The organism is Arenivirga flava (assembly GCF_030161575.1).
Taxonomy (GTDB): Bacteria; Actinomycetota; Actinomycetes; order Actinomycetales; family Microbacteriaceae; genus Arenivirga; species Arenivirga flava.
On the sequence record NZ_BSUL01000001.1, the window covers coordinates 201509 to 222013 of the forward strand.

The 20505-nt window shown below is 73.0% G+C and carries 26 protein-coding genes, 1 tRNA gene and 1 pseudogene; 17 read left to right on the forward strand and 11 right to left on the reverse strand.

Features of this window, described 5'->3' with window-relative positions:
• The first annotated feature begins 111 nt into the window (after window positions 1-111).
• The 4 genes from rpsP to trmD are packed head-to-tail and all read left to right on the forward strand — an operon-like array spanning window position 112 to window position 2125.
• Window positions 112-534 carry a 30S ribosomal protein S16 gene (gene rpsP, locus QQK26_RS01020; protein WP_284229139.1) on the forward strand — a complete coding sequence of 141 codons (423 nt, stop codon included), beginning with the start codon at window positions 112-114 and terminating at the stop codon, window positions 532-534.
• A 38-nt stretch (window positions 535-572) separates the two neighbouring features.
• The gene (locus tag QQK26_RS01025; protein ID WP_284229141.1) at window positions 573-809 is read left to right on the forward strand and encodes an RNA-binding protein; all 237 of its coding nucleotides are present in this window, start codon (window positions 573-575) and stop codon (window positions 807-809) included.
• Window positions 802-1401: a ribosome maturation factor RimM gene (gene rimM, locus QQK26_RS01030; protein ID WP_284234376.1), complete on the forward strand. Its 600-nt coding sequence runs from the start codon at window positions 802-804 to the stop codon at window positions 1399-1401. Before QQK26_RS01025 ends, rimM begins: the two co-directional genes overlap by 8 nt.
• Before the next feature lie 10 nt (window positions 1402-1411).
• Entirely contained in the window at window positions 1412-2125 is a 714-nt protein-coding gene (gene trmD, locus QQK26_RS01035; RefSeq protein WP_284229143.1) for a tRNA (guanosine(37)-N1)-methyltransferase TrmD, read from the forward strand.
• Between the two features lie 63 nt (window positions 2126-2188).
• On the opposite strand, the gene QQK26_RS01040 is transcribed toward trmD, so the two are convergent.
• Window positions 2189-2467: a DUF4031 domain-containing protein gene (locus QQK26_RS01040; RefSeq protein WP_284229145.1), complete on the reverse strand. Its 279-nt coding sequence runs from the start codon at window positions 2465-2467 to the stop codon at window positions 2189-2191.
• Between the two features lie 153 nt (window positions 2468-2620).
• Between QQK26_RS01040 and rplU the strand changes: the two genes are divergently transcribed.
• The 9 genes from rplU (at window position 2621) to rsfS (ending at window position 9961) form a co-directional block, all read left to right on the forward strand.
• Window positions 2621-2929: a 50S ribosomal protein L21 gene (gene rplU / locus QQK26_RS01045; RefSeq protein ID WP_284229146.1), complete on the forward strand. Its 309-nt coding sequence runs from the start codon at window positions 2621-2623 to the stop codon at window positions 2927-2929.
• A gap of 13 nt (window positions 2930-2942) precedes the next feature.
• Window positions 2943-3200: a 50S ribosomal protein L27 gene (gene rpmA / locus QQK26_RS01050; RefSeq protein WP_284229148.1), complete on the forward strand. Its 258-nt coding sequence runs from the start codon at window positions 2943-2945 to the stop codon at window positions 3198-3200.
• A 182-nt stretch (window positions 3201-3382) separates the two neighbouring features.
• A complete protein-coding gene (obgE, locus tag QQK26_RS01055; RefSeq protein WP_284229155.1) occupies window positions 3383-4945 on the forward strand; it encodes a GTPase ObgE in 1563 nt (520 codons plus the stop codon).
• 69 nt (window positions 4946-5014) lie between these two features.
• Window positions 5015-5800 (forward strand): glutamate 5-kinase, encoded by a 786-nt coding sequence (gene proB, locus QQK26_RS01060; RefSeq protein ID WP_284234378.1) that lies wholly within the window; start codon window positions 5015-5017, stop codon window positions 5798-5800.
• Window positions 5801-5850: 50 nt separating this feature from the next.
• A complete protein-coding gene (locus QQK26_RS01065) occupies window positions 5851-7116 on the forward strand; it encodes a glutamate-5-semialdehyde dehydrogenase (protein ID WP_284229157.1) in 1266 nt (421 codons plus the stop codon).
• 63 nt (window positions 7117-7179) lie between these two features.
• A complete protein-coding gene (locus tag QQK26_RS01070) occupies window positions 7180-7404 on the forward strand; it encodes a hypothetical protein (RefSeq protein WP_284229159.1) in 225 nt (74 codons plus the stop codon).
• A 16-nt stretch (window positions 7405-7420) separates the two neighbouring features.
• Window positions 7421-8050, forward strand: a complete 630-nt coding sequence (gene nadD / locus QQK26_RS01075) for a nicotinate-nucleotide adenylyltransferase (protein WP_284229161.1) — start codon at window positions 7421-7423, stop codon at window positions 8048-8050.
• A 392-nt stretch (window positions 8051-8442) separates the two neighbouring features.
• Window positions 8443-9558, forward strand: coding sequence for a hypothetical protein (locus tag QQK26_RS01080; protein WP_284229163.1), 1116 nt, complete (start codon window positions 8443-8445; stop codon window positions 9556-9558).
• A gap of 19 nt (window positions 9559-9577) precedes the next feature.
• Complete coding sequence (rsfS, locus tag QQK26_RS01085; RefSeq protein ID WP_284229165.1) at window positions 9578-9961, forward strand: ribosome silencing factor; 384 nt, start codon at window positions 9578-9580, stop codon at window positions 9959-9961.
• A 56-nt stretch (window positions 9962-10017) separates the two neighbouring features.
• On the opposite strand, the gene QQK26_RS01090 is transcribed toward rsfS, so the two are convergent.
• Both QQK26_RS01090 and QQK26_RS01095 read right to left on the reverse strand, forming a co-directional pair.
• Complete coding sequence (locus QQK26_RS01090) at window positions 10018-11643, reverse strand: PH domain-containing protein (protein WP_284229167.1); 1626 nt, start codon at window positions 11641-11643, stop codon at window positions 10018-10020.
• Between the two features lie 79 nt (window positions 11644-11722).
• Entirely contained in the window at window positions 11723-12208 is a 486-nt protein-coding gene (locus QQK26_RS01095) for a PH domain-containing protein (RefSeq protein ID WP_284229169.1), read from the reverse strand.
• A 138-nt stretch (window positions 12209-12346) separates the two neighbouring features.
• Between QQK26_RS01095 and QQK26_RS01100 the strand changes: the two genes are divergently transcribed.
• A tRNA-Ala gene (locus QQK26_RS01100) sits at window positions 12347-12422 on the forward strand.
• Between the two features lie 57 nt (window positions 12423-12479).
• On the opposite strand, the gene bioB is transcribed toward QQK26_RS01100, so the two are convergent.
• Complete coding sequence (bioB, locus tag QQK26_RS01105) at window positions 12480-13550, reverse strand: biotin synthase BioB (protein WP_431307972.1); 1071 nt, start codon at window positions 13548-13550, stop codon at window positions 12480-12482.
• Window positions 13547-14104: a biotin transporter BioY gene (locus tag QQK26_RS01110; RefSeq protein ID WP_488798485.1), complete on the reverse strand. Its 558-nt coding sequence runs from the start codon at window positions 14102-14104 to the stop codon at window positions 13547-13549. Before QQK26_RS01110 ends, bioB begins: the two co-directional genes overlap by 4 nt.
• Before the next feature lie 236 nt (window positions 14105-14340).
• On the opposite strand from QQK26_RS01110, the gene QQK26_RS01115 reads away from it, so the two are divergent.
• Window positions 14341-14853 carry a TetR/AcrR family transcriptional regulator C-terminal domain-containing protein gene (locus tag QQK26_RS01115; protein ID WP_431308023.1) on the forward strand — a complete coding sequence of 171 codons (513 nt, stop codon included), beginning with the start codon at window positions 14341-14343 and terminating at the stop codon, window positions 14851-14853.
• Complete coding sequence (locus tag QQK26_RS01120; protein ID WP_284229175.1) at window positions 14850-15083, forward strand: alpha/beta fold hydrolase; 234 nt, start codon at window positions 14850-14852, stop codon at window positions 15081-15083. The genes QQK26_RS01115 and QQK26_RS01120 overlap by 4 nt, the downstream gene beginning before the upstream one ends.
• Window positions 15084-15091: 8 nt before the next feature.
• Here QQK26_RS01120 and QQK26_RS01125 read toward each other — a convergent pair whose 3' ends face one another.
• The 4 genes and pseudogenes from QQK26_RS01125 to QQK26_RS01140 form a co-directional block, all read right to left on the reverse strand.
• Window positions 15092-15367: a hypothetical protein gene (locus QQK26_RS01125; RefSeq protein WP_284229177.1), complete on the reverse strand. Its 276-nt coding sequence runs from the start codon at window positions 15365-15367 to the stop codon at window positions 15092-15094.
• Window positions 15368-15461: 94 nt separating this feature from the next.
• Entirely contained in the window at window positions 15462-16163 is a 702-nt protein-coding gene (locus tag QQK26_RS01130; RefSeq protein ID WP_284229179.1) for an SOS response-associated peptidase, read from the reverse strand.
• A gap of 5 nt (window positions 16164-16168) precedes the next feature.
• Window positions 16169-17232, reverse strand: a pseudogene (locus tag QQK26_RS01135) (NADH:flavin oxidoreductase/NADH oxidase).
• A gap of 124 nt (window positions 17233-17356) precedes the next feature.
• Window positions 17357-17560: a cold-shock protein gene (locus tag QQK26_RS01140; RefSeq protein WP_284229181.1), complete on the reverse strand. Its 204-nt coding sequence runs from the start codon at window positions 17558-17560 to the stop codon at window positions 17357-17359.
• Window positions 17561-17922: 362 nt separating this feature from the next.
• Between QQK26_RS01140 and QQK26_RS01145 the strand changes: the two genes are divergently transcribed.
• Window positions 17923-19290: an MFS transporter gene (locus QQK26_RS01145; RefSeq protein WP_284229183.1), complete on the forward strand. Its 1368-nt coding sequence runs from the start codon at window positions 17923-17925 to the stop codon at window positions 19288-19290.
• A 3-nt stretch (window positions 19291-19293) separates the two neighbouring features.
• Here the strand turns inward: QQK26_RS01145 and QQK26_RS01150 are convergent, their stop codons facing one another.
• Entirely contained in the window at window positions 19294-19899 is a 606-nt protein-coding gene (locus QQK26_RS01150) for a hypothetical protein (protein ID WP_284229185.1), read from the reverse strand.
• Between the two features lie 180 nt (window positions 19900-20079).
• Window positions 20080-20499, reverse strand: a complete 420-nt coding sequence (locus QQK26_RS01155; protein WP_284229187.1) for a DUF3592 domain-containing protein — start codon at window positions 20497-20499, stop codon at window positions 20080-20082.
• Between the last annotated feature and the right edge of the window lie 6 nt (window positions 20500-20505).

Sequence of the window (20505 nt, forward strand, 5' to 3'; positions counted from 1 at the left end):
CGGACGACCCTCTATCCTCCGCTGGGATTCCCCCTCAGAGCTTCATGTCGAGTGTGCCCCCACGCGCACGGCCGGCAGTTCGCACTTCTACGACTCATTTCAGGAGCAATTGTGGCCGTCAAGATCCGCCTCAAGCGCCTCGGTAAGATCCGGGCGCCCTACTACCGCATCGTCGTCGCCGACTCGCGCACCAAGCGCGATGGTCGCGTGATCGAGGAGATCGGCAAGTACCACCCCACCGAGGAGCCCTCGTTCATCGAGGTCGACTCCGACCGCGCGCAGTACTGGCTCTCCGTCGGCGCGCAGCCGACCGAGCAGGTCGCCGCGATCCTCAAGCTCACGGGCGACTGGGGCAAGTTCAAGGGCGACGCCGACGCGGTCAGCACCGTCAAGGTCGCCGAGCCGAAGGCGCCGTTCGAGGCCGACAGCGCCAAGAAGCCGGTGCTCAAGCCCAAGACCGAGAAGGCTCCCGCCAAGGAGGAGGCCGCCGAGGCGCCCGCCGCCGAGGCCGAGTCGACCGAGGCCGCCGAGTAATCTCGGCGCCCGGCAACAACAGCAGTAAAGGACGAACCGTGCTCGCAGCCGCTCTCGAACACCTGGTCAAGGGGATCGTGGATCACCCGGACGAGGTCGATGTCGTGGCCAAGGGCTCGTCCCGCGGCGAGGTCCTCGAGGTGCGCGTGCACCCCGAGGACCTCGGTCGCGTGATCGGCCGCGCCGGCCGCACGGCCAAGGCGCTCCGCACGCTCGTCTCCGCGCTCGCCGACGGCAAGCGCGTTCGCGTGGACGTGGTGGACACCGATTCCTGAGACGCCGGACCCCGCACGCACCCAGCTCCGGGTGGGGCGACTCCTGAAGGCCCACGGCCTCAAGGGCGCCATCAAGGTGGAGCTGTACACCGACGAGCCCGAGCGCCGCTTCGCGAAGGGCTCGGTCTTCTCCCTGCAGGTGCCCGCGTCGCACGCGTGGCACGGCAGGAGCATCACCCTGCGCGAGCTGCGCTGGTACAACGAGAGCCCGGTCGCCTTCTTCGAGGGCGTCGACGACCGCACCGCGGCGGAGGGCCTCATCAAGGCGATCCTCTGGGTCGAGCAGGCCACGGCCGAGCTCCCCGTCGAGGACGACGCCTGGTACGACCACCAGCTGGTGGGCCTCACCGCGCTGCGCGACGGTGAGAAGGTCGGCGTCGTCGCGCAGGTCGTGCACCTGCCCGCCCAGGACCTCCTGGGCATCAAGACCCTCTCGGGCGAGGAGGTGCTCGTGCCCTTCGTCAAGGCGATCGTGCCGAGCGTCGACCTCGCCGCGGGCACGCTCGTGGTGACCCCGCCCGCCGGGCTCTTCGAGGAGCTGCCGGACGACGACGTCGCCGCTCCCGAGGGCGACGCCGCGCCCTCCTCCTAGGCTGGACGCCATGCGGCTCGACCTCGTCACGATCTTCCCCGCGTTCTTCGAGGCGCTCGACGTCTCACTGCTCGGGAAGGCCCGTCAGAAGGGCCTCATCGACAGCCGCGTGCACGATCTGCGCGACTTCACGACCGACCGGCACCGCACGGTCGACGACACGCCCTACGGTGGCGGCGCGGGCATGGTCATGCGACCGGAGCCGTGGGGCCTCGCGCTCGACGCCATCCTCGATGGCGACGACTCCGCATCCGACCCCGTCGTGATCTTCCCGTCGCCGGCGGGGGAGCGCTTCACCCAGGCGATCGCGCGCGAGCTCGCGCAGGAGCAGCAGCTCGTCTTCGCCTGCGGCCGCTACGAGGGCATCGACCACCGGGTCGTCGAGCACGCCGAGGGCCGCGGCCGGGTGCGGCTGCTGAGCCTCGGCGACTACGTGCTCAACGGCGGCGAGGTGGCCTCGCTCGCCATGATCGAGGCCATCGGCCGCCTCGTGCCGGGCGTGGTCGGCAACCCCGAGAGCCTGATCGAGGAGAGCCACGAGGACGGCCTGCTCGAGTACCCGAGCTACACCAAGCCCGCCGAGTGGCGCGGCCACGAGGTGCCGCCGGTGCTGCTGAGCGGCAACCACGGCGCCATCGCGGCCTGGCGGCGCGAGCAGCAGCTCGAGCGCACGCGCCGCGTGCGGCCCGACCTGCTGCCGCCTGAGGAGCTCGCCGGCGCCTGAGCGCCGCTCGTCGCCTCCGCTGGCGGCGCCCGCCGCTGCCGCAGCGGCGTCGAGCGGATGCGGTCAGCGCCCCCGCGCGCGCCGCTCGCGCTCGGTGACGCGCAGCCCGCTGCGGATGAGGCGCCGCGTCAGCTCGTTCGCGGTCACCGGCGACGCCCCCGCGGCCACGAGCTCGTCGTAGCGCGAGGCGGGCACGTCGTAGTGGTCGAGATCGAAGCTGCGCGGCGGCAGGCCGAGCCGACGGGCGAAGGCGTGCAGCTCCTCGAGGGAGGCGTCGCTCACGAGGTGCGACCAGAGCGTGTCGTGCGCGGGCCAGAGCGGCGGATCCAGCAGCACGGTCATGGCATCATGGTAGGTGCGTCGGCATCCGAAGCCTGGCGCGCGACGAGAATTGACCGACCCGGCGTCAGCCGGTATGCTCTCACTTTGGTGTGCGCTGGGCCGAGCTCGCGCAAGACGCCAACGTCTTCTTTGTCTATCGAGTAAGGGTTTCACGTGGTTTACGCAATCGTGCGCGCCGGCGGCCGCCAGGAGAAGGTCGAGGTCGGCACGATCCTGACCATCGACCGCATCAAGTCCGACGAGCAGGGCAACATCACGCTGGCGCCCGTGCTCCTCGTCGACGGCGACAAGATCACGAGCGACGCCACGTCGCTCGCGAAGGTCACCGTGACCGCCGAGGTCCTGAACGACCTCCGCGGCCCGAAGATCGTCATCCAGAAGTTCAAGAACAAGACCGGTTACAAGAAGCGCCAGGGCTTCCGCGCGGACCTCACGCGCGTCAAGGTCACCGGCATCAAGTAAGGGCGGCACTGACATGGCACACAAGAAGGGCGCAAGCTCCACCCGCAACGGTCGCGACTCGAACGCGCAGCGCCTCGGCGTCAAGCGCTTCGGCGGCCAGGTCGTCTCGGCCGGCGAGATCCTCGTCCGTCAGCGCGGCACCCACTTCCACCCCGGCGCCAACGTCGGCCGCGGTGGCGACGACACCCTCTTCGCCCTCGCCGCCGGCGCGGTCGAGTTCGGCAGCAAGGGCGGCCGCAAGGTCGTCAACATCGTCGCCGCTGCTTCCTGAGACGCAGCGCAGCGAGCGGAGGCGGGCTTCGGCCCGCCTTCGCCGTTTCCGCGGGCTGATCGCGCCGATCCGCCCGCTCCCGCGAGACCAGCTCTCGCGAACCGGACCCGCCCGCTGAGGCGCGTCCGCATCCGCTCGGCCGTCCGCCGACGCGGACCGGCAGCACGAGAGGAGCACGGAGCATGGCGACCTTCGTCGACCAGGTGACCCTGCACCTCCGCGCAGGCCACGGCGGCCACGGCTGCGTGTCGGTCAAGCGCGAGAAGTTCAAGCCCCTCGCGGGCCCCGACGGCGGCAACGGCGGCCACGGCGGCGACATCGTGCTGCTCGCCGACCCGCAGGTCACGACGCTGCTGAACTACCACCGCGCCCCGCACCGCTCGAGCGACAACGGCGGCCCCGGCATGGGCGACCACCGCGCCGGCTACAACGGCGAGGAGCTCGTGCTCTCGGTGCCGGTGGGCACCGTGGTGAAGAGCAGCGACGGCGACGAGCTCATCGACCTCACCGAGGCCGGAACCCGCTACGTCATCGCCCCCGGCGGTCAGGGCGGCCTGGGCAACGCGGCCCTCGCCACCACCAAGCGCAAGGCCCCAGGCTTCGCGCTGCTCGGCGTGCCCGGGTGGGAGGGCGACGTCCTCCTCGAGCTCAAGACCGTCGCCGACGTGGCCCTCGTGGGCTACCCGAGCGCCGGCAAGTCGAGCCTGGTTGCCGCCATGAGCGCCGCGAAGCCGAAGATCGCCGACTACCCCTTCACGACCCTGCACCCGAACCTCGGGGTTGTCGACATCGAGTCCAGCCGCTTCACCATCGCCGACGTGCCCGGGCTGATCGAGGGCGCCAGCGAGGGCAAGGGGCTCGGCCTCGAGTTCCTGCGCCACGTCGAGCGCTGCAGCGCCCTGCTGCACGTGCTCGACTGCGCCACCCTCGAGCCGGGCCGCGACCCGCTCAGCGACCTCGACGTGATCCTCGGGGAGCTCGGCGCGTATCCGGTGCCCGAGGGCCAGACCCCGCTGCTCGAGCGCCCCCAGCTCGTCGCGCTCAACAAGATCGACGTGCTCGAGGCGCGCGAGCTCGCTGAGTTCGTCAAGGCCGACCTCGAGGGCCGCGGCTACCGCGTGTTCCTCATCTCGACCGTCGCCCGCGAGGGCCTGCGCGAGCTGGCCTTCGCGCTCTCCGCGCTCGTCGAGCAGGACCGCGCCGAGCGCGCCGCCGCGCCGGTCCCGCAGCGCATCGTGCTGCGGCCGAAGGGCGTCGGCGAGAAGGACCACCGCATCGTGGTCGAGGGCGGCAGCTACGGCAACATCTACCGGGTGCTCGGCGAGAAGCCGCAGCGGTGGGTCGCGCAGACCGATTTCACCAACGACGAGGCCGTCGGCTTCCTCGCCGACCGTCTCGCGAAGCTCGGCGTCGAGGACGACCTCTTCAAGGCGGGTGCGGTCGCCGGCTCCACCGTCGTGATCGGCCCGGGCGAGGGCATCGTCTTCGACTGGGAGCCGACGCTCACCTCCGCCGCCGAGCTGCTCACCGGCCCGCGCGGCACGGACGACCGCATCGGCGACCGCACCCGGCGCACCAGCAAGGACCGCCGCGAGGCCTACCAGGAGCGGATGGACGCCAAGGAGGCGGCCCGCGCCGAACTGCGCGCCGAGCGCGAGGCCGGTCTGTGGCGCGAGGATGCGGACGCCGACGCGGAGAACCTGCGCATCGCGCGCCAGGAGCGCCGCTTCGGCGAGGACGACTAGACGGGACCGGAGCGGATGAGCGATCAGGGTGCCGAGGCGCAGCGCACCGGCAGGGCGGCGCCGTCCGCGATGCTGCGATCGCGTGCCGAGGTGCCGACGGCGCGGCGCATCGTCGTCAAGGTCGGCTCGTCCTCCATCTCGGGCCCGAACGCCGGCCAGATCGCTCCGCTCGTCGACGCCCTCGCCGCGGCGCACGCCCGGGGCGCCGAGGTCATCCTGGTCTCCTCGGGGGCGATCGCCACCGGCATCCCCTTCCTGCAGCTGGATGCGCGCCCCACCGACCTCGCCACGCAGCAGGCCGCGGCCGCGGTCGGGCAGAACGTGCTCGTCTACCGGTACCAGGAGAGCCTCGACCGCTACGGCATCGTGGCCGGCCAGGTGCTGCTGACCGCCGGCGACCTCGAGCAGCCGATCTCGCGCGGCAACGCGATGCGGGCCATGGAGCGCCTGCTGGGCCTGCGCATCCTGCCCATCGTCAACGAGAACGACACGGTCGCGACCCACGAGATCCGTTTCGGCGACAACGACCGGCTGGCGGCGCTCGTGAGCCGGCTCGTGCGCGCCGACCTGCTCGTGCTGCTCAGCGACATCGACGCGCTCTACACCGCGCCTCCCGGCGAGCCGGGCGCCCGCCCCATCGCCGAGGTGCCCGCCGACGACGACCTCTCGGGCGTGCGGATCGGCGACATCGGCGCCGCCGGCGTCGGCACGGGCGGCGCGGCCACCAAGATCGCCGCCGCCAAGCTCGCCGCCGACGACGGCACCGCGGTGCTGCTCACCTCCACCGCGCAGGTCGCCCAGGCGCTCTCGGGCGAGCGGGTCGGCACCTGGTTCGAGGCGACGCCCCGCAGCTGAGGCCACGGCTGCGCCGGTGCCGGCAGCCGACGCGGTCGTAGGATGAGCGCATGCCCGACCGCGCCGCCGCCCCGACCCTGCAGGACAAGCTGGCCGCCGCGAAGCACGCCTCGACGGCGCTCGCCACCGCGACGACCGAGCAGAAGCACGCCGCCCTCCGTGCCATCGCCGAGGCGGTGCGCACCGGCGCCGACCGCATCCTGCCGGCCAACGAGCTCGACTTGGCGAACGGCCGCGAGAACGCCATCGGCGCCGGTCTGCTCGATCGGCTGCGCCTCGACCAGCCGCGTCTGGACGCGCTGGCCGAGGCGGTGGAGGTCGTCGTCGGCCTCGTCGACCCCGTCGGCGAGGTCGTGCGCGGGCGCTCCCTGCCGAACGGCCTGCAGATCAGCCAGGTGCGCGTGCCCTTCGGCGTCATCGGCGCGATCTACGAGGCGCGACCGAACGTGACCATCGACATCGCCGCGCTCGCGATCAAGAGCGGCAACGCCGTGGTGCTGCGCGGCGGCAGCGCCGCGGCCCACAGCAACGGCGCCCTCGTCGCGCTGCTGCGCGAGGCGCTCGAGTCCGCCGGGCTTCCGGCCGATGCCGTGCAGACCATCGACGAGTTCGGCCGCGAGGGTGCCACCGAGCTCATGCGGGCGCGCGGCCTCGTCGACGTGCTCATCCCGCGCGGCAGCGCTCAGCTCATCCAGACGGTCGTGCGCGAATCCACCGTGCCGGTCATCGAGACCGGCGCGGGCGTGGTGCACATCTACCTCGACGAGAGCGCCGACGAGGCCATGTCGGTCGACATCGTGCGCAACGCCAAGGTGCAGCGCCCCAGCGTCTGCAACGCGGTGGAGACCGTGCTGGTGCACGCGGGCGCCGCCGACCGCCTGCTCGGCCCCGTGCTCACCGCGCTGCGGGAGGCGCAGGTCACCATCCACGCGGACGAGCGCGCCATCGGCGTCGTGCCCGGCGCGCTCCCGGTCACCGAGGAGGAGTACGCCACGGAGCACATGGCGCTCGAGCTCTCCGTGCGCGTGGTTGACTCCTTGGACGAGGCGATCGCCCACATCCGCTCCTATTCGACCGCGCACACGGAGTCGATCATCACGGGCGACCTCGGCAACGCCGAGCGCTTCCTGCGCGAGGTCGACTCCGCGGTCGTCATGGTGAACGCGTCGACGCGCTTCACCGACGGCGGCGAGTTCGGTTTCGGCGCCGAGGTCGGCATCTCCACGCAGAAGCTGCACGCGCGCGGGCCGATGGGACTGCCCGAGCTAACCAGCACCAAGTGGATCGTGCGCGGGCAGGGGCAGGTGCGCGGCTGAGCGCAGCCGCGCGACTACACTGGTGGGCGGCCCGAGCCCCCGCAGTCCGAACGGAGCACCACCATGTCGCTGATCACGACGATCGCCGCCGCCGCCGAAGCCGAGCACGAGCTCGCCCCGCTGTGGATGCCCGCCCCGATGTTCGGCGTGGTCATGGCCGGGATCCTGCTGGTGCTGGGACTCGTCACCTACAGCTACCGCGACGTCGCGAACCGCCACAGCCACAAGACGGGCGGCGGCGACCACGACGGCCACGGCCACGGCGACGGTCACGGTCACGGTCACTGACCCCGGCCCCGACGGCATGATCGCGCCGACCGGCCGCGTCGAGGGCATCGACGGCGCTCGCAGGGCGCCGCGCATCGGCGTGATGGGCGGCACCTTCGACCCCATCCACCACGGCCACCTCGTCGCGGCGAGCGAGGTCGCGCAGCACTTCGACCTCGACGAGGTCGTCTTCGTGCCCACCGGCCAGCCCTCGCACAAGCAGGCCGCATCGCCGGCAGAGCATCGCTATCTCATGACGGTCATCGCGACCGCCTCCAACCCGCGCTTCTCGGTCAGCCGTGTCGACATCGACCGCGACGGCCCCACCTACACGATCGACACGCTGCGCGACCTGCACGCCGAGCGCCCCGATGCCGAGCTCTTCTTCATCAGCGGCGCGGATGCGGTGGCGCAGATCCTCGGCTGGAAGGATTCCGACGAGCTCTGGTCGCTGGCGAGCTTCGTCGCTGTGAGTCGCCCAGGGCATCCGAGCCGGGTTTCCGCTCTCGAGGGCGCCGACGTAAGCTGGCTCGAAGTCCCCGCGCTGTCCATCTCCTCGACGGACTGCCGTGCCCGCGTCGAACGAGGGCACCCGGTCTGGTACCTCGTGCCCGACGGCGTCGTCCAGTACATCTCGAAGCACCACCTCTATCGGAGACCGGTATGACCCAGTGGAACGACCAGGCACCGCTCTCGCGGCGCCAGGCGCGTGAACGTGAGCGTCACGGAGACGGCTCCCTGCCCGCGTCCGCCGTCTCGGCCGCGTCGCCCGTCGAGCCGGAGCCCTCGATCACGTCGCCGTTCGGCTCGGCAGCCGGGCCCGGAGCGGCGCGTCCCGCCAGCGCCGGGCAGCCCGGCAGCGCCGTGGACGGATCGGGCGAGCGCAGCCGGGGTCGTCGGGCCTCCGGTGCATCGGTCGACGGCGCTGCCGCCGCCCCCGGCCCCGCCTCGGTGGCGAGCGCTGCCGAGCCCGGTCTGCGTCGACGCGATGCGCGCTCGCGGGGCACCGCTCCGGCGACCCCGTCGCGCGATGCCGCAGCCAGGGCGCCCGAGCCCTCCGTGAGCGAGCCTGCCGTTCCTCCCGTCGTCTCGGCGTTCACCGCGGCCTCGGCGGCCGAGCCGGGGAGCCGGCGCGCCCGTCGTGCGGCGGAGCAGGCGCGAACCGAGCCGCAGGCGCCGTCCGTCGCCATCACCGATTCGCAGTGGGCCGCGGTGACCCAGCGCGGATCCGCCGCGGAGCCCGGCGATCGGCCCGCGCCGTCGTTCTGGTCCGACGCGTCGACCCGGACGGCAGGCCCGCAGCCGGCACCCGAGTGGGCGCCGCCGGCCGCACTGCCCGAGGTGCGCTCGGCCTCAGAGCCCGGCGATCGGACGCCCGAGCCCATCGCCGCGCCGCCGGCCGTCGTGCCCGGTCCGCCCGAGGCCGGCTCGGATGAGCCGGCCGAGGAGCAGGGGTCGGGTGAGGCCGCAGCGGCGACCGATCCGACGAGTCCCGCAGCATCCGACGCACCGGAGCCGGCCGTGCGCCGTCGTGGCACGTGGCAGGCTCCCGAGCAGCCCGCCGAGCAGCAGCACACCACGGCGCCGCAGCCGTTCGGGCGTCGCAGCGAGCCCGTCGCCGCCCCCTCCGAGGAGCGGCCGGTGCCGCCCGCTGCGGAGACGATCGTCCCGCCCGTCGGTCCCGGCGTCGGTCACTGGAGCCGCCAGTCGCAGAGCGAGGACGACACGCAGAGCGGCACCGGCGCGATCGGCCGCGGCATGGGTTTCGCCAGCCCGCTGAACTCCACGAACTCCCTGGTGCTCCCCTCGATCCCGGAACCGGGCGGCAACCTCACCGGCCCGCTCGGCGGCTCCGGCGAGGTGCTGCTGACCGGGTCCATGGAGCTGCCGCGCTCGCTCGGCAGCTCCGGCGCCGATCCGCGCCGCTACGACACCTCCGAGGTCGACCGGCTGTTCGAGACGGGCGACTACGAGGAGGTCTCGACCGACTCGACGCCGGTGCTCGCCGCGCGCGCCATCAGCTCGCACAGCGCGACCCGCGGCCTCGTCGCCGCCCAGAGGCCGCGGGGCAGCCAGCAGTTCCCGACCGCACTCGCCATCGGCGCCGGAGTCGCGGCGGTCGTCGTCGTCGGGCTCTTCGTCGTCATGGTGGTCACCGGCGTCTTCACCAACTGAACCCACGAGCAAGGATTCCATGACCGCCTCCGCCAACGCCCTCGAGCAGCTGCAGATCGCCGCACTCGCCGCCGACGAGAAGCAGGGCGACGACCTCGTCGCCCTCGACGTCTCGGGGCCCCTGCCCCTGACCGACGTCTTCCTGCTCGTCACCGGCCGCAACGAGCGCAACGTGCTCTCGATCGCCGGCGAGATCGAGGACAAGCTGATCGCCGCGGGTCACAAGCCCCTGCGCCGCGAGGGCCGCTCCGAGGGCCGCTGGGTGCTGCTCGACTTCGGCGACATCGTGATCCACGTGTTCCACGAGGAGGAGCGCACCTACTACTCCCTCGAGCGCCTCTGGAAGGACTGCCCGGTCCTCCCGATCGAGCTGCCGGAGCGCGCGGGCAGCGCCTCCGAGTAGCCGGCCTTCGAGGCGACGCCCCAGCCCGCAGCACGCGGGACGGGGCGTCGCCGCGTTCAGCGGGCCGCGGCGTCGTGGTCTGTGACGAGGTACCGTTCCGGGTCCTCCGCGAACTGCGGCCCGCCCAGCACGGTGGCGAGCCGCGCCGCCGTGCCGAGATCGACGTCGACGACCGTGTAGTGCTTCTCGCCGGCGCCCGTGGTGGCGACGACGGAGGCCAGACCGAGCCTGCGCTGCAGCATCGACTGCTTCACGTGGGCGCCGCTGATGCCGCGCAGCTGCACGACGTCGGTGCGCCGCCAGAAGAAACCGCGGCGCGCGGTCAGCGAGCCGTCCTGGATGCGGTGCCCGAGCGTCCGCCCGTTCGCGATCGCGGCGGGGACGAGCAGCACGGCGAGCACCGCGGGCGCGAGCAGCAGCCACGGGGTCCACTGCCAGAACCACCAGGCGGCTCCGAGCGCCGCCGCGAGCAGCAGGTTCCGGAGCTGGTAGCGCACGACGATGCGACGTCGTGCGGACGCCGGATGCGCCTCGAGCCAGCCCGGCGCCAGCCGTTCCGGGGCCAGCACGTCCTCGTCGAGCAGCTCCCGGGCGAGTGCGGCGGAGGCGGTGCGGGTGGTCGTCGGCGTCATCGCGCCCGACTCGCTCATCTGCTGCGCAGCGCTGATGCCGGTCACCACGGGGGCGAGGGTCGCGCCCCGCAGCAGCCGCGTGGTCAGCGCCTCCGACAGCGTGACGCCCCGCAGCCGCTCGGGGTCGATGGTCAGCGACCGGGTCGTGAGCAGGCCGCGGCGCACGAGGTAGCGCCCCTCGGGCTCGTGCACGAGCCGGTAGCCCCACCACGCCTCGACGAACTGCAGCGAGCCGCCGATCGCGCCGATGAGCAGCACGGCGAGAACGAGCGCGCCCACCCAGACGACGGGCGGCACGGAGCCGATGACCGCTCCGAAGAACCAGTCGAACCACGTGTCGGGGTCGATGCCGACGAGCGGGCCGAACTGGAAGGCGGAGCCGAGCAGCACGGTCGGCACGAGGAGCGTCCAGGTGCTCAGCAGGCGGAAGCGCAGCCAGCCCCAGTCCATCCGGAGCACGGTGCGCTCCGCCTGCTGTTCGACGGCCTGGGCGGGGCCGTCCGCTCCGACCGCCACCGAGTCCGCATCGGGAGCGTCGGCTCCGCCCGCGAGCGCATCCGCTCGTCCGGTGGAGAGTTCGTCCTGCGTCGCCTCGGCGGACGGTGGGACGGCCTCGCCGCGGGCCTCGGCGGCCCGTCGGGCTCCGGCGAGCAGCTCCGCGCGCAGCTGCGCGGCCTCGTGCGCTCGGATCGCGTCGAGCGTCAGCGCGCCGGCCCCGCTCTCGACCTGCTGCCCGGTGCCGATCGTCAGCAGCGCGAGCGAGAAGATGCGCAGCACCGGCTTCGCCGAGATGTCGACGGTGCGGATGCGGTGCAGCGGGATCCGCTGCACGGTGCGCACCGCGATGCCCGCGGTCACCTGCAGCTCGCCGGCGACGATGCGGTAGCGGAAACGCAGGTAGCGCAGCACGTAGCCGACGGGGCCGAGCAGGCTGAGCGCGCCGATGCCGAGCGCGATCAGCGAGCCGGTGCCGGTGTCGCCGAGCAGGAAGTACGCGAGGGCTGCCGGGATGAGGCCGAGCACCGCGCGGATGAGCGCAGCCGGCACCATGCGCAGCGAGAGCCGGCGCCAGGGCGTCGGGTCCTCGGCGGCGACCTCCTCGAGGGAGCCCGGGGAGCGGCCTGCTCGCTCACGTCGCGTCGCCCACGGTGTGCTCGGTCGCCTCGGTGAGCTCGGCGACGAGGCGCTCGGCCAGCTCGTGGTCGAGGCCCTCGATGACGATGTCGCCGTAGGCGGAGGCGGTGGTCACCTTCACCTGCGCGAGCCCCAGCAGCTGGTGCAGCGGGTTCCGCTTGGCCTTGACCGACTGGATGCGCGAGAGCGGGGCGACGCTCCACTCGCGGCTGATCCATCCGCTCTTCGCGTAGACGGCCGTGCCGCTGGCCTCCCAGCGGTGCACCCGGTAGCGCACGAACGGCGAGACCAGCACGACGACCAGCTCGATCGTGCCCAGCACCGCGGCGGCCAGCAGGAACCAGAAGCGGATGGGCTCCCAGACGACGGCCGGCACGATGAGCACCGCCATGGTCATCACGAATCCCAGGGCACCGTTGATCAACCAGTACCAGCGGGCTCTCGGATCGATGCGGTGCCTCGGTGCACGCGGTTCCTCCATGTGAGCTCCCTCCCTCGCCTGGGGGTCAGCTTAGCCAAGCCGGATGCACGGACGTCGGAGGTGGTCATCGGCGCCCGGATTCTGTAGTACGCTTGTCGAGTTGCCGGAACGGCCGAGAGGTCGGAACGCAGCACGTGAGGGCCTGTGGCGCAGTTGGTAGCGCACCTGCATGGCATGCAGGGGGTCAGGGGTTCGAATCCCCTCAGGTCCACCATCACCCAGAAGAGCCGCCCGGCAGGGCGGCTCTTCTGCGTTGTGCCGGCGTCCCGGCTCAGGCGTTCGGCGTCAGCGCGGTGCCCGCGCCGCGACGCCGCGTGTGGGGCGGGGTCGAGTGCGCCCGCTCCTCCCGCTCCTCCCGCGGCTCCCGCTGCTCTGCGACGAAACCGTTGTCCCGGATGAGCTCGAGGTCGGCGGAGGCGGCCTGGCCCTCCGCGGTGAGGTAGTCGCCGAGGAAGATCGAGTTGGCCACGTGCAGGGCGAGGCCCTGCAGGCTGCGCAGGTGCAGTTCGCGGCCGCCGGCCAGTCGGATCTCCGTACTCGGGCAGACGAGGCGGGCGAGCGCCACGATCCGCAGGCACTGCGCCGGGGTCAGGTCCCAGCGCCCCTCCATCGGCGTGCCGTCGAAGGGCACGAGGAAGTTGATCGGGATGGATTCCGAGCCGAGCGCCCTGAGCGCGAAGAGCGCCTCGACGATCTGCTCATCCGTTTCCCCCATCCCCACGATGAGGCCGCTGCACGGCGAGACGCCGGCCTGCTTCGCCTTCGCGATCGTCGCAACCCGGTCCTCGTAGCGGTGCGTGGTGACGATCTCGTCGTGGAGCGACTCGGCCGTGTTGATGTTGTGGTTGTAGGCGTCGATGCCGGCTTCGGCCAGCCGCTCGGCCTGCCCCTCGCGCAGCAGGCCGAGGCAGGCGCACAGCTCCACATCCGGGTGCTGCTGCTTGAGCTCGGAGGCGATGGCCGAGACGCGCTCGATGTCGCGGCGCATCGGACCGCGGCCGCTGGCGACCAGGCACACCCGGGCCGCCCCGCCGCCGATGCCCGCCTCGGCCTGGCGGACCGCCTCCGCCGGTTCCAGCCAGCTGTACCGCAGGATCGGCGCCGTCGCTCCGAGCGCCTGGGAGCAGTAGGAGCAGTTCTCCTGGCACAGACCCGACTTGAGGTTCACCAGGTAGTTCAGCTTCACGCGGTTGCCGAAGTGCTTGCGCCGGAGCGCGCCGGCTGCGGCGACCAGATCGAGCAGCTCCGAGTCGGGTGCTCGGAGGATCGCGACGGCCGCGGAGGCGTCGTCGAGGATCGCGCCGTCATCGATCTCCCGGGCGAGTGCGCGGTAGTCCGTCAACGTCCGCCCCCGTCGGTGCTCGCCTCGATCCTGCCGACCAGCCGCCATGCCGAGGGCAGCAGCGCGGCCAGCGCGAGCACCTTGAGGGCGTCGCCGATGAGGAACGGGTACACGCCGAGCGCCAGGGCCTCGCCCAGGTCGACGCCGAGCGAAAGGGCCAGCCACGGCACGCCGCAGGCGTAGAGCACGAGGCTGCCGAGGGCGCCGAGGGCGAGCGTCGACACGACGCGCCGGTCCGCCCCGCGGCGGGCGAGCTGGCCGGCGACGAAGGCGGCGACGACGAAGCCGACGACGTAGCCGAAGGTCGGGAAGCCGACGCCGGACTGGCCGTTGGCGAAGATCGGTGCGCCGAATGCGCCGAGCCCGAGGTACAGCGCCGCGCTGAGCGCGCCGCGCAGCGGGCCGAGGGAGGCGCCGGTGACGAGCACCGCGAGCGTGGACAGCGCGATCGGCACCGGGGTGAAGGGCAGGGGAGGACGACGAAGGCGCTGAGGGTGATGAACGCGGTGCCACCGGCGACCAGGACGGCATCGCGTACGATGCCGGCCCGCCACAGGTCGGCGAGGTAGAGCGGCGGGCGGGCTGCGAGAGTGTGAGCGGACACGGGGGAGCCTTCCTGAGGGGTGTTCGGTGAACGGCGTTCAGTGAACGGTGTTCAGGAGGGTAGCAGGGCGGCTGCCGACGCGTGCCCAGGTAGCATCGGTGGGATGCAGAGCCCGAGGCTGTCGAGGGGGAGGTGGCCCGCGCGGCCCTGCGCATCCTCGACGAACTGGGTCTGCCCGACCTGACCATGCGCCGCCTCGCCGCCGATCTCGGGGTGCAGCCGAGCGCGCTGTACTGGCACTATCCGAACAAGCAGACCCTGCTCGCGGAGCTCGCCGATCGCATCGTGCATCGCGGTGCCGCCGAGCAGTCCACGGCGGGATGGGACGAGCGCGTCCGGCAGGAGGCCCTCGCCCTCCGCGGTGCGCTGCTGGCCTACCGGGACAGCGCCGAGATCGTCTCCAGCTCGCTCGCGCTGGGCCTCGGCGAGAATCCCGCGCACCGGCGACTGCGCGGCGCGTTCGAGGGCGGCCCGTTCGACCCCGCGACGGTCGCGAGCGCGGCGGCGACCATGCTGCACTTCGTGCTCGGGCACGTGTCGCTGGAGCAGCAGCGCTCGCACTACGACCGGCTGGGCGCGCTCGAGGGCCGGACGGTGCCGCTCGAGGCGAGCGAGGGGGACTTCCTGTTCGGGGTCGACACGATCATCGCCGGGCTGCGACAGCGGGCTGCATCCGCAGCGGAGGCGCTCGGCGGATGAGCGAGGGGAGGGTCGGCATCGTGCTGCTGCACGGGCTCGGGCAGGGCCCGGAGTCCCGGAACGCCGTGCGCGCACTGCTGCCCGCGAACCTCGGCGCCGCTCGGCAGCTCGCGAGCGGCATCGGCGGTGCCGAGCTGCGGATCGTCCCCGGCGTCGGGCACGAATGGAACGTGCGGCAGCCGGAGCGCTTCGCCGCCGAGCTGGAGCGGTTCCTGGCCGCACGGCGCTGAGCGCCTGCTCAGTCGAAGGCGCGCAGCAGGTGCCAGGCCCCGTCGCCGGCCTGGCGCACCTCGAACATCAGCGTCTCGCCGCGCGCGCTGGTGGCCTGCAGCCGCCATCCCGTCCAGGGCTCGACGGGATGCGTGAGCGCGGGGTGCCAGAGGTCCTCGGGGCGCGATCCGATGCGCGTCGGCACGTCGCTGGCCCTCCAGCGCTCGCCGCGCCACACGAGCCGCACCGGCACCTCGTCGACGAGCCACAGGGCGACGATGTCGGGTTCGATGAGCGTGGTCATGGCGGCCTCCTGCGGGACGGATGTTCGAACGAATGTTCGAATGCAGGAAGAGTATGTCGAAAGCCTCCGACATGCCAAGTCTGTGGAGGAGGACTCAGCGGATGGGATCCAGCACGCGCGGATCGTGACGGATGGACGGGTCGGCGACCCGGTTGATCCGCCGGTCCACGGCATGGCTCGTGATGCCCGCGGCGACCTCCACCGCGCTCGCGCCGATCAGACCGGTCATGGCGGCGGCGTCCTCGAGACGGCCGGGTGCGAGCCAGGCCTCCCGCGCATCCGCCGTCAGGAAGACGGGCATGCGCTCGTGCACCGCGCCCGCGCCGTCGACGGCCTCGCAGGTGAGCACGGCCGCCGTGAGCAGCCACGAGCCGTCGTCCTGCCGCACGTGCTCCGCGATCGCCGCGGCGACGAGCAGCCCGTCGCCGTGCACCCAGTACGGCTGCTTGCCGCCGTCCTCCTCGAGCCACTCGAAGTAGCCGCTCATCGGCACGACGCAGCGGCGCTCGGCGAAGGCCCTGCGGAAGGTCGGCTTCTCGGCCGCGGTCTCGAGGCGCGCGTTGATGAGCGGACGCGCGGGACCCTTCTTCCACGCCGTGCGCAGCCCCCAGCGCGCCAGCGCGATCTCGCGGCGCAGGCCGCCTTCGGCGACGCGGTCGCGCACGATCGGGATCTCGTCGGTGGGAGCGATGCTGAGGGTCGCCGGCCAGTCGGCGAGCGCCTCGATGCCGTGCTCGGCGACGAAGGCCTCGAGCAGCTCGTTCATGTCGCCGTCGATCGCGAAGCGCCCGCACATGCGCCTCAGCCCCGCGCGCGCAGGTACGGCACCGGCCAGGCGTGCTCGGCGCCGAGCTCGGCGGCCGCGCGGCGCGGGAAGCTCGGCTCGCGCAGCAGCTGGCGGCCGAGCAGCACCACGTCGGCCGAGCCGTCGTCGAGCACGGACTGCGCCTGCGCGGCGGTGTCGATCAGGCCGACCGCGGCCACGGGGATGGAGACCGCCTCGCGCACCGCGTGCGCGAACGGCACCTGGTACCCCGGCCCGAGCGCGATGGACTGCTCCGGGTCGAGGCCGCCCGTCGAGACGTCCAGCAGGTCCACGCCGCGCTGCTCGAGCAGGCGCGCGAGGCGCACGGTCTGCGGCAGATCCCATCCGCCCTCCACCCAGTCGGTGGCCGACAGGCGCACGAGCACCGGCATCGACTCCGGCACGGCCGCACGCACCGCGTCGACCACCTCGAGCGTCAGGCGGGCGCGCGCCTCGAAGGAGCCGCCCCATCCGTCCTCGCGGTGGTTCGAGCGGGGGAGAGGAACTGGTGCAGCAGGTAGCCGTGCGCCGCGTGCACCTCGACCGCGTCGAAGCCCGCGTCGACCGCGTGGCGCGCCGCCCGCGCGAAGTCGTCGACGACCGAGCGGATGCCCGCCTCATCGAGTGCGTCCGGTGCGTCGTAGCGCCCGAAGGCGAGCGGCGAGGGCGCGACGGTCGGCCAGCCGCCGTCCTCGTGCGGCACGCTGCCGCGGCCGAGGTGCGGCGGTGCGGTCGACGCCTTGCGGCCGGCGTGGGCGAGCTGCACCGCGATCGAGGCACCCTGGGTGTGCGCGAAGGCGGTGATGCGCCGCCAGGCCGCGACCTGCTCGCCGCGCCAGAGCCCGACGTCGGCGGGGGAGATGCGGCCCTCGGGCGAGACCGCGGTGGCCTCGGCGATGACCAGTCCGGCGCCTCCCGTCGCGAGCCCGCCGAGGTGCACGAGGTGCCAGTCCGTCGGCACGCCGTCCGGCCCGGCCGAGTACTGGCACATCGGCGGCGCCCAGAGTCGGTTGGCGAGCTCGAGTCCGCGCAGGCGGATGGGTGCGAAGAGCGAGGTCATGGTGGTGGCCAACGTCGTGCCGTCCGGTGCGATTCCCGGGAACGCCGAAGGGCCCCGCCGAGTGGACGTCGCGGTCCGGCCGGCAGGGCCCTTCGTGGTGATCAGACGATCAACCGCTCTGCGTTCAGAGCGGGCGGATGTTCTCCGCCTGCGGGCCCTTCGGGCCCTGGTTGATGTCGAACTCGACCTTCTGGTTCTCCTCGAGCGAGCGGTAGCCGCGCGAGTCGATGGCCGAGTAGTGGGCGAAGACGTCGGCGCCGCCGTCGTCCGGAGCGATGAATCCGAAGCCCTTTTCGGCGTTGAACCACTTGACGATTCCGGTGGTCATGCTGTGTTCCTTACTGTCGTGCCGCCCGCGAGGCGCGGTTGGCGAGGTTGTGTGTCGGGTCGGTCTGACTGGGTGCCGCCCGGCGGCTCGGGCGCTGCGATGATCGCGGCGCGGCACGGAGGGGCCAGGGCGGAGGGGAAAACGGCGGCTGCTGGAGAGAGGTCCTCGTGGGGTCCGTGTGCAATGGACCCCGCCTTGAAAGCGGAACCGGCTTCGTGGAGATCCCCCGTGAACTGCACGATCACACGGCTCCCCGAGACCGGGCTCGGTGCGCTCAGCCTAGCGGTTGAGCGTTCGTGCGCAAGGGGCAGCCGGCGGATGACGATCTGCATCGTCGTTCATCGCGGGTCTATCGTCGCCCCGTGACCTCCGTGCAGCGCCTCGTGCTCGTCATCGCCGTGCTCGGCTCCTTCGTCGCCTTCCTCGACGGCAGCATCGTCTCGGTGGCCCTGCCGGCCATCCGGGAGGAGCTCGGCGGCGGGCTCGCGGCCCAGCAGTGGGTCATCGATGGCTACCTGCTCAGCCTCAGCGCCCTCATCCTGCTCGCCGGCTCGCTCAGCGACCTGCTGGGCCGCCGCAGGGTGCTCGCGCTGGGCCTCTGGGGGTTCGGCGCGGCCAGCGTGCTCATCGCCGTCGCGCCGTCCATCGAGCTGCTCGTCGCGGGCAGGGTGCTGCAGGGCGTGGCCGGTGCGCTGCTCGTGCCGAGCTCGCTCGCCCTCATCACGCAGACGTTCTCGGGGCCCGCGCAGGCGGCCGCGATCGGGCAGTGGACCGCCTGGACCAGTGGCGCCTTCATCGCCGGGCCGCTGCTCGGCGGGCTCTTCGTCGACCTCGGCTCGTGGCGCTGGGCCTTCGCCGTCAACGTGCTGCCGATCGCGGCGACGCTGCTCGCGCTCGCCCGCCTGCGGCGCCTCGACGCGGCGGAGGAGCGGATGCGGGGCGTCCGCATCGACTGGGCCGGCGCCGTCCTCGGAGCGGTGGGCCTGGGCGCGACGGTGGTGGCGCTCATCGAGCAGGGCTCGCTCGGGTGGACGCATCCGCTCGTCCTGATCCCGCTGGTCGTCGGCGTGCTCGCGCTGGTCGGCTTCGTCGTGCGGCAGGCGACGGCCGCGCAGCCGATGGTGCCGCTCGAGCTGTTCCGCAGCCGCAACGTCGCGGCCGGCAACCTCGCCACGCTGTTCGTCTACGGCGCGCTCGGCATCGGCACGCTCATCGTGGCGCTCTACCTGCAGGAGGTCGGCGGCTGGTCGGCCACGCTCGCCGGGCTCGCGATCCTGCCGGTGACGGTGCTCAACATCGCGCTGGCCCCCGTCGCCGGGCGCCTGCACGGGCGCTACGGGCCGCGCTGGTTCATGGCCGGCGGTCCCGCCCTCGCGGCGGCCGGCTTCCTGCTCATGACCGGTGCGGGGGAGCGCCCGGACTACTGGCTCGGCCTGCTGCCGGGGCTGGTGCTCTTCGGCATCGGTCTCGGGCTCACGGTGACGCCGCTGACGGCGGCGGTGCTCGGCGGGGCCCCGGCCGGGCGCTCCGGCATCGTCTCGGCGGTGAACAACGCGGTCGCCCGGGTGGCGGGGCTGATCACCGTGGCGCTGCTCGGCGTGATCGCCGGCGCCGAGGTGTTCGACGCGGACGGGTTCCGGCGCACCGCGCTGGCGACGGCGGCGCTGCTGGCCGTCGGCGCGGTCGTCTCGGCGGTCGGCATCGAGAACCCGAGGCGCACGAGGGCCTGAGGGCTACTCCGCGGCCTCGGGTGCGGTGAGCTCGACCTCCCAGGCCTCGGACTCGATGGGGTTGTCGTCCACGCCGAGCAGGGGCGGCCGGGTGTAGCGCAGCACGGCGGCTGCGGGGTCGGTCGGGTCGACGGGCTCCGCGGTGGCGCCCTCCGGGGCGCCGATGCGGAACGCCGTCCATCCGGTCACGGTCTGCTCCACGCCCGCGCCCTCCGCGGGCAGCACGACGTAGCCGGCGGCGACCATCGCCGCATCCGCCTCCGGCAGCTGCACGCCGATCGGCGCGGAGAGGTCGTCCGGGTCCTGCACACCGGTGGCCGCGGGCGGGTTCGCGAAGGAGAGCATCGCCGGCGTCACGGAGGTGCGGTAGACGGCGCCGCCGGTGAGGCTGAGCTCGACGAGCACGATCTCGCCGCCCTGGCCGAGGTCCTCGGCGCCCGGGATGGTCGCGTCGCGCACGATGCGGGTCGCCGTGACGACGTGCTCCATCGTGTCGTCGTCGATGACGCCCTCGACGGCGACGGCGCCCTCGGGCTCGCGGCTGCCCGGCTCGATGACCTCGGCGGAGGGGAGCTCGAGACGGTCGGCTCGGGCGCGGCGTCGGTGCACGCGCTCAGCGCACCGACGGCGATCAGCGCGAGCAGGATGGCGGCGGGGCGACGGCGCATGCGGGACGGGCTCTCTCGGGACGGTTCCGGTCGGCGGAGGGCGCGACCTGGCCGAAGCTTACGGCCCGCCCGGCGCGGGAGCCTGAGGGTGCCGGGTCAGGCCCGCAGGCCCGGGAGGGGCTCAGGCCGGCAGGCCCAGGAAGAACGACGCGACGGAGCTGAGCGCGCCGAACCCCAGCAGCACGAGCCCCAGCCGGCGCATCGGGCGCCACAGCACCCGCGGATGCACCAGGCGACCGCGCTCCGGCCGAGCCGGCCGGTAGTGCACCGTCACGGCGTCGCCGGGCTCGAGACCGCGATCGATGCCGTGCGGGTCGTGGTCGTCGCGGATCCCGCCGTCCTCGTCGAGCCAGCGCAGCATCGGCCCGTGCTCCTCGGCGTCGTGCTCCGGCGCGTCGACGACGACGCCCTCGGCCGTGGCCCAGCGGCTCAGCGCCCCGCCGAGCAGCAGTCCCATGAGGAACAGGAGCACGCCGATGCTCGCACCCGCCCAGCCGAGCACCTCGGTGACGAGCGCGGCCACGAGCAGGGGATCGTCCATCCCGGT

Coding starts and splice junctions, on each gene's coding strand:
- QQK26_RS01115 (WP_431308023.1), top strand. CDS start 14,341: ATGCGCCGCCTCGCCGCCGATCTCGGGGTGCAGCCGAGCGCGCTGTAC.
- QQK26_RS01040 (WP_284229145.1), bottom strand. CDS start 2,467: ATGACCGTGCTGCTGGATCCGCCGCTCTGGCCCGCGCACGACACGCTC.
- obgE (WP_284229155.1), top strand. CDS start 3,383: ATGGCGACCTTCGTCGACCAGGTGACCCTGCACCTCCGCGCAGGCCAC.
- QQK26_RS01065 (WP_284229157.1), top strand. CDS start 5,851: ATGCCCGACCGCGCCGCCGCCCCGACCCTGCAGGACAAGCTGGCCGCC.
- QQK26_RS01070 (WP_284229159.1), top strand. CDS start 7,180: ATGTCGCTGATCACGACGATCGCCGCCGCCGCCGAAGCCGAGCACGAG.
- nadD (WP_284229161.1), top strand. CDS start 7,421: ATGATCGCGCCGACCGGCCGCGTCGAGGGCATCGACGGCGCTCGCAGG.
- QQK26_RS01130 (WP_284229179.1), bottom strand. CDS start 16,163: ATGTGCGGGCGCTTCGCGATCGACGGCGACATGAACGAGCTGCTCGAG.
- QQK26_RS01140 (WP_284229181.1), bottom strand. CDS start 17,560: ATGACCACCGGAATCGTCAAGTGGTTCAACGCCGAAAAGGGCTTCGGA.
- rsfS (WP_284229165.1), top strand. CDS start 9,578: ATGACCGCCTCCGCCAACGCCCTCGAGCAGCTGCAGATCGCCGCACTC.
- QQK26_RS01090 (WP_284229167.1), bottom strand. CDS start 11,643: ATGGTGCCGGCTGCGCTCATCCGCGCGGTGCTCGGCCTCATCCCGGCA.
- QQK26_RS01095 (WP_284229169.1), bottom strand. CDS start 12,208: ATGGAGGAACCGCGTGCACCGAGGCACCGCATCGATCCGAGAGCCCGC.
- trmD (WP_284229143.1), top strand. CDS start 1,412: ATGCGGCTCGACCTCGTCACGATCTTCCCCGCGTTCTTCGAGGCGCTC.
- QQK26_RS01120 (WP_284229175.1), top strand. CDS start 14,850: ATGAGCGAGGGGAGGGTCGGCATCGTGCTGCTGCACGGGCTCGGGCAG.
- QQK26_RS01125 (WP_284229177.1), bottom strand. CDS start 15,367: ATGACCACGCTCATCGAACCCGACATCGTCGCCCTGTGGCTCGTCGAC.
- proB (WP_284234378.1), top strand. CDS start 5,015: ATGCTGCGATCGCGTGCCGAGGTGCCGACGGCGCGGCGCATCGTCGTC.
- rpmA (WP_284229148.1), top strand. CDS start 2,943: ATGGCACACAAGAAGGGCGCAAGCTCCACCCGCAACGGTCGCGACTCG.
- QQK26_RS01155 (WP_284229187.1), bottom strand. CDS start 20,499: ATGGACGATCCCCTGCTCGTGGCCGCGCTCGTCACCGAGGTGCTCGGC.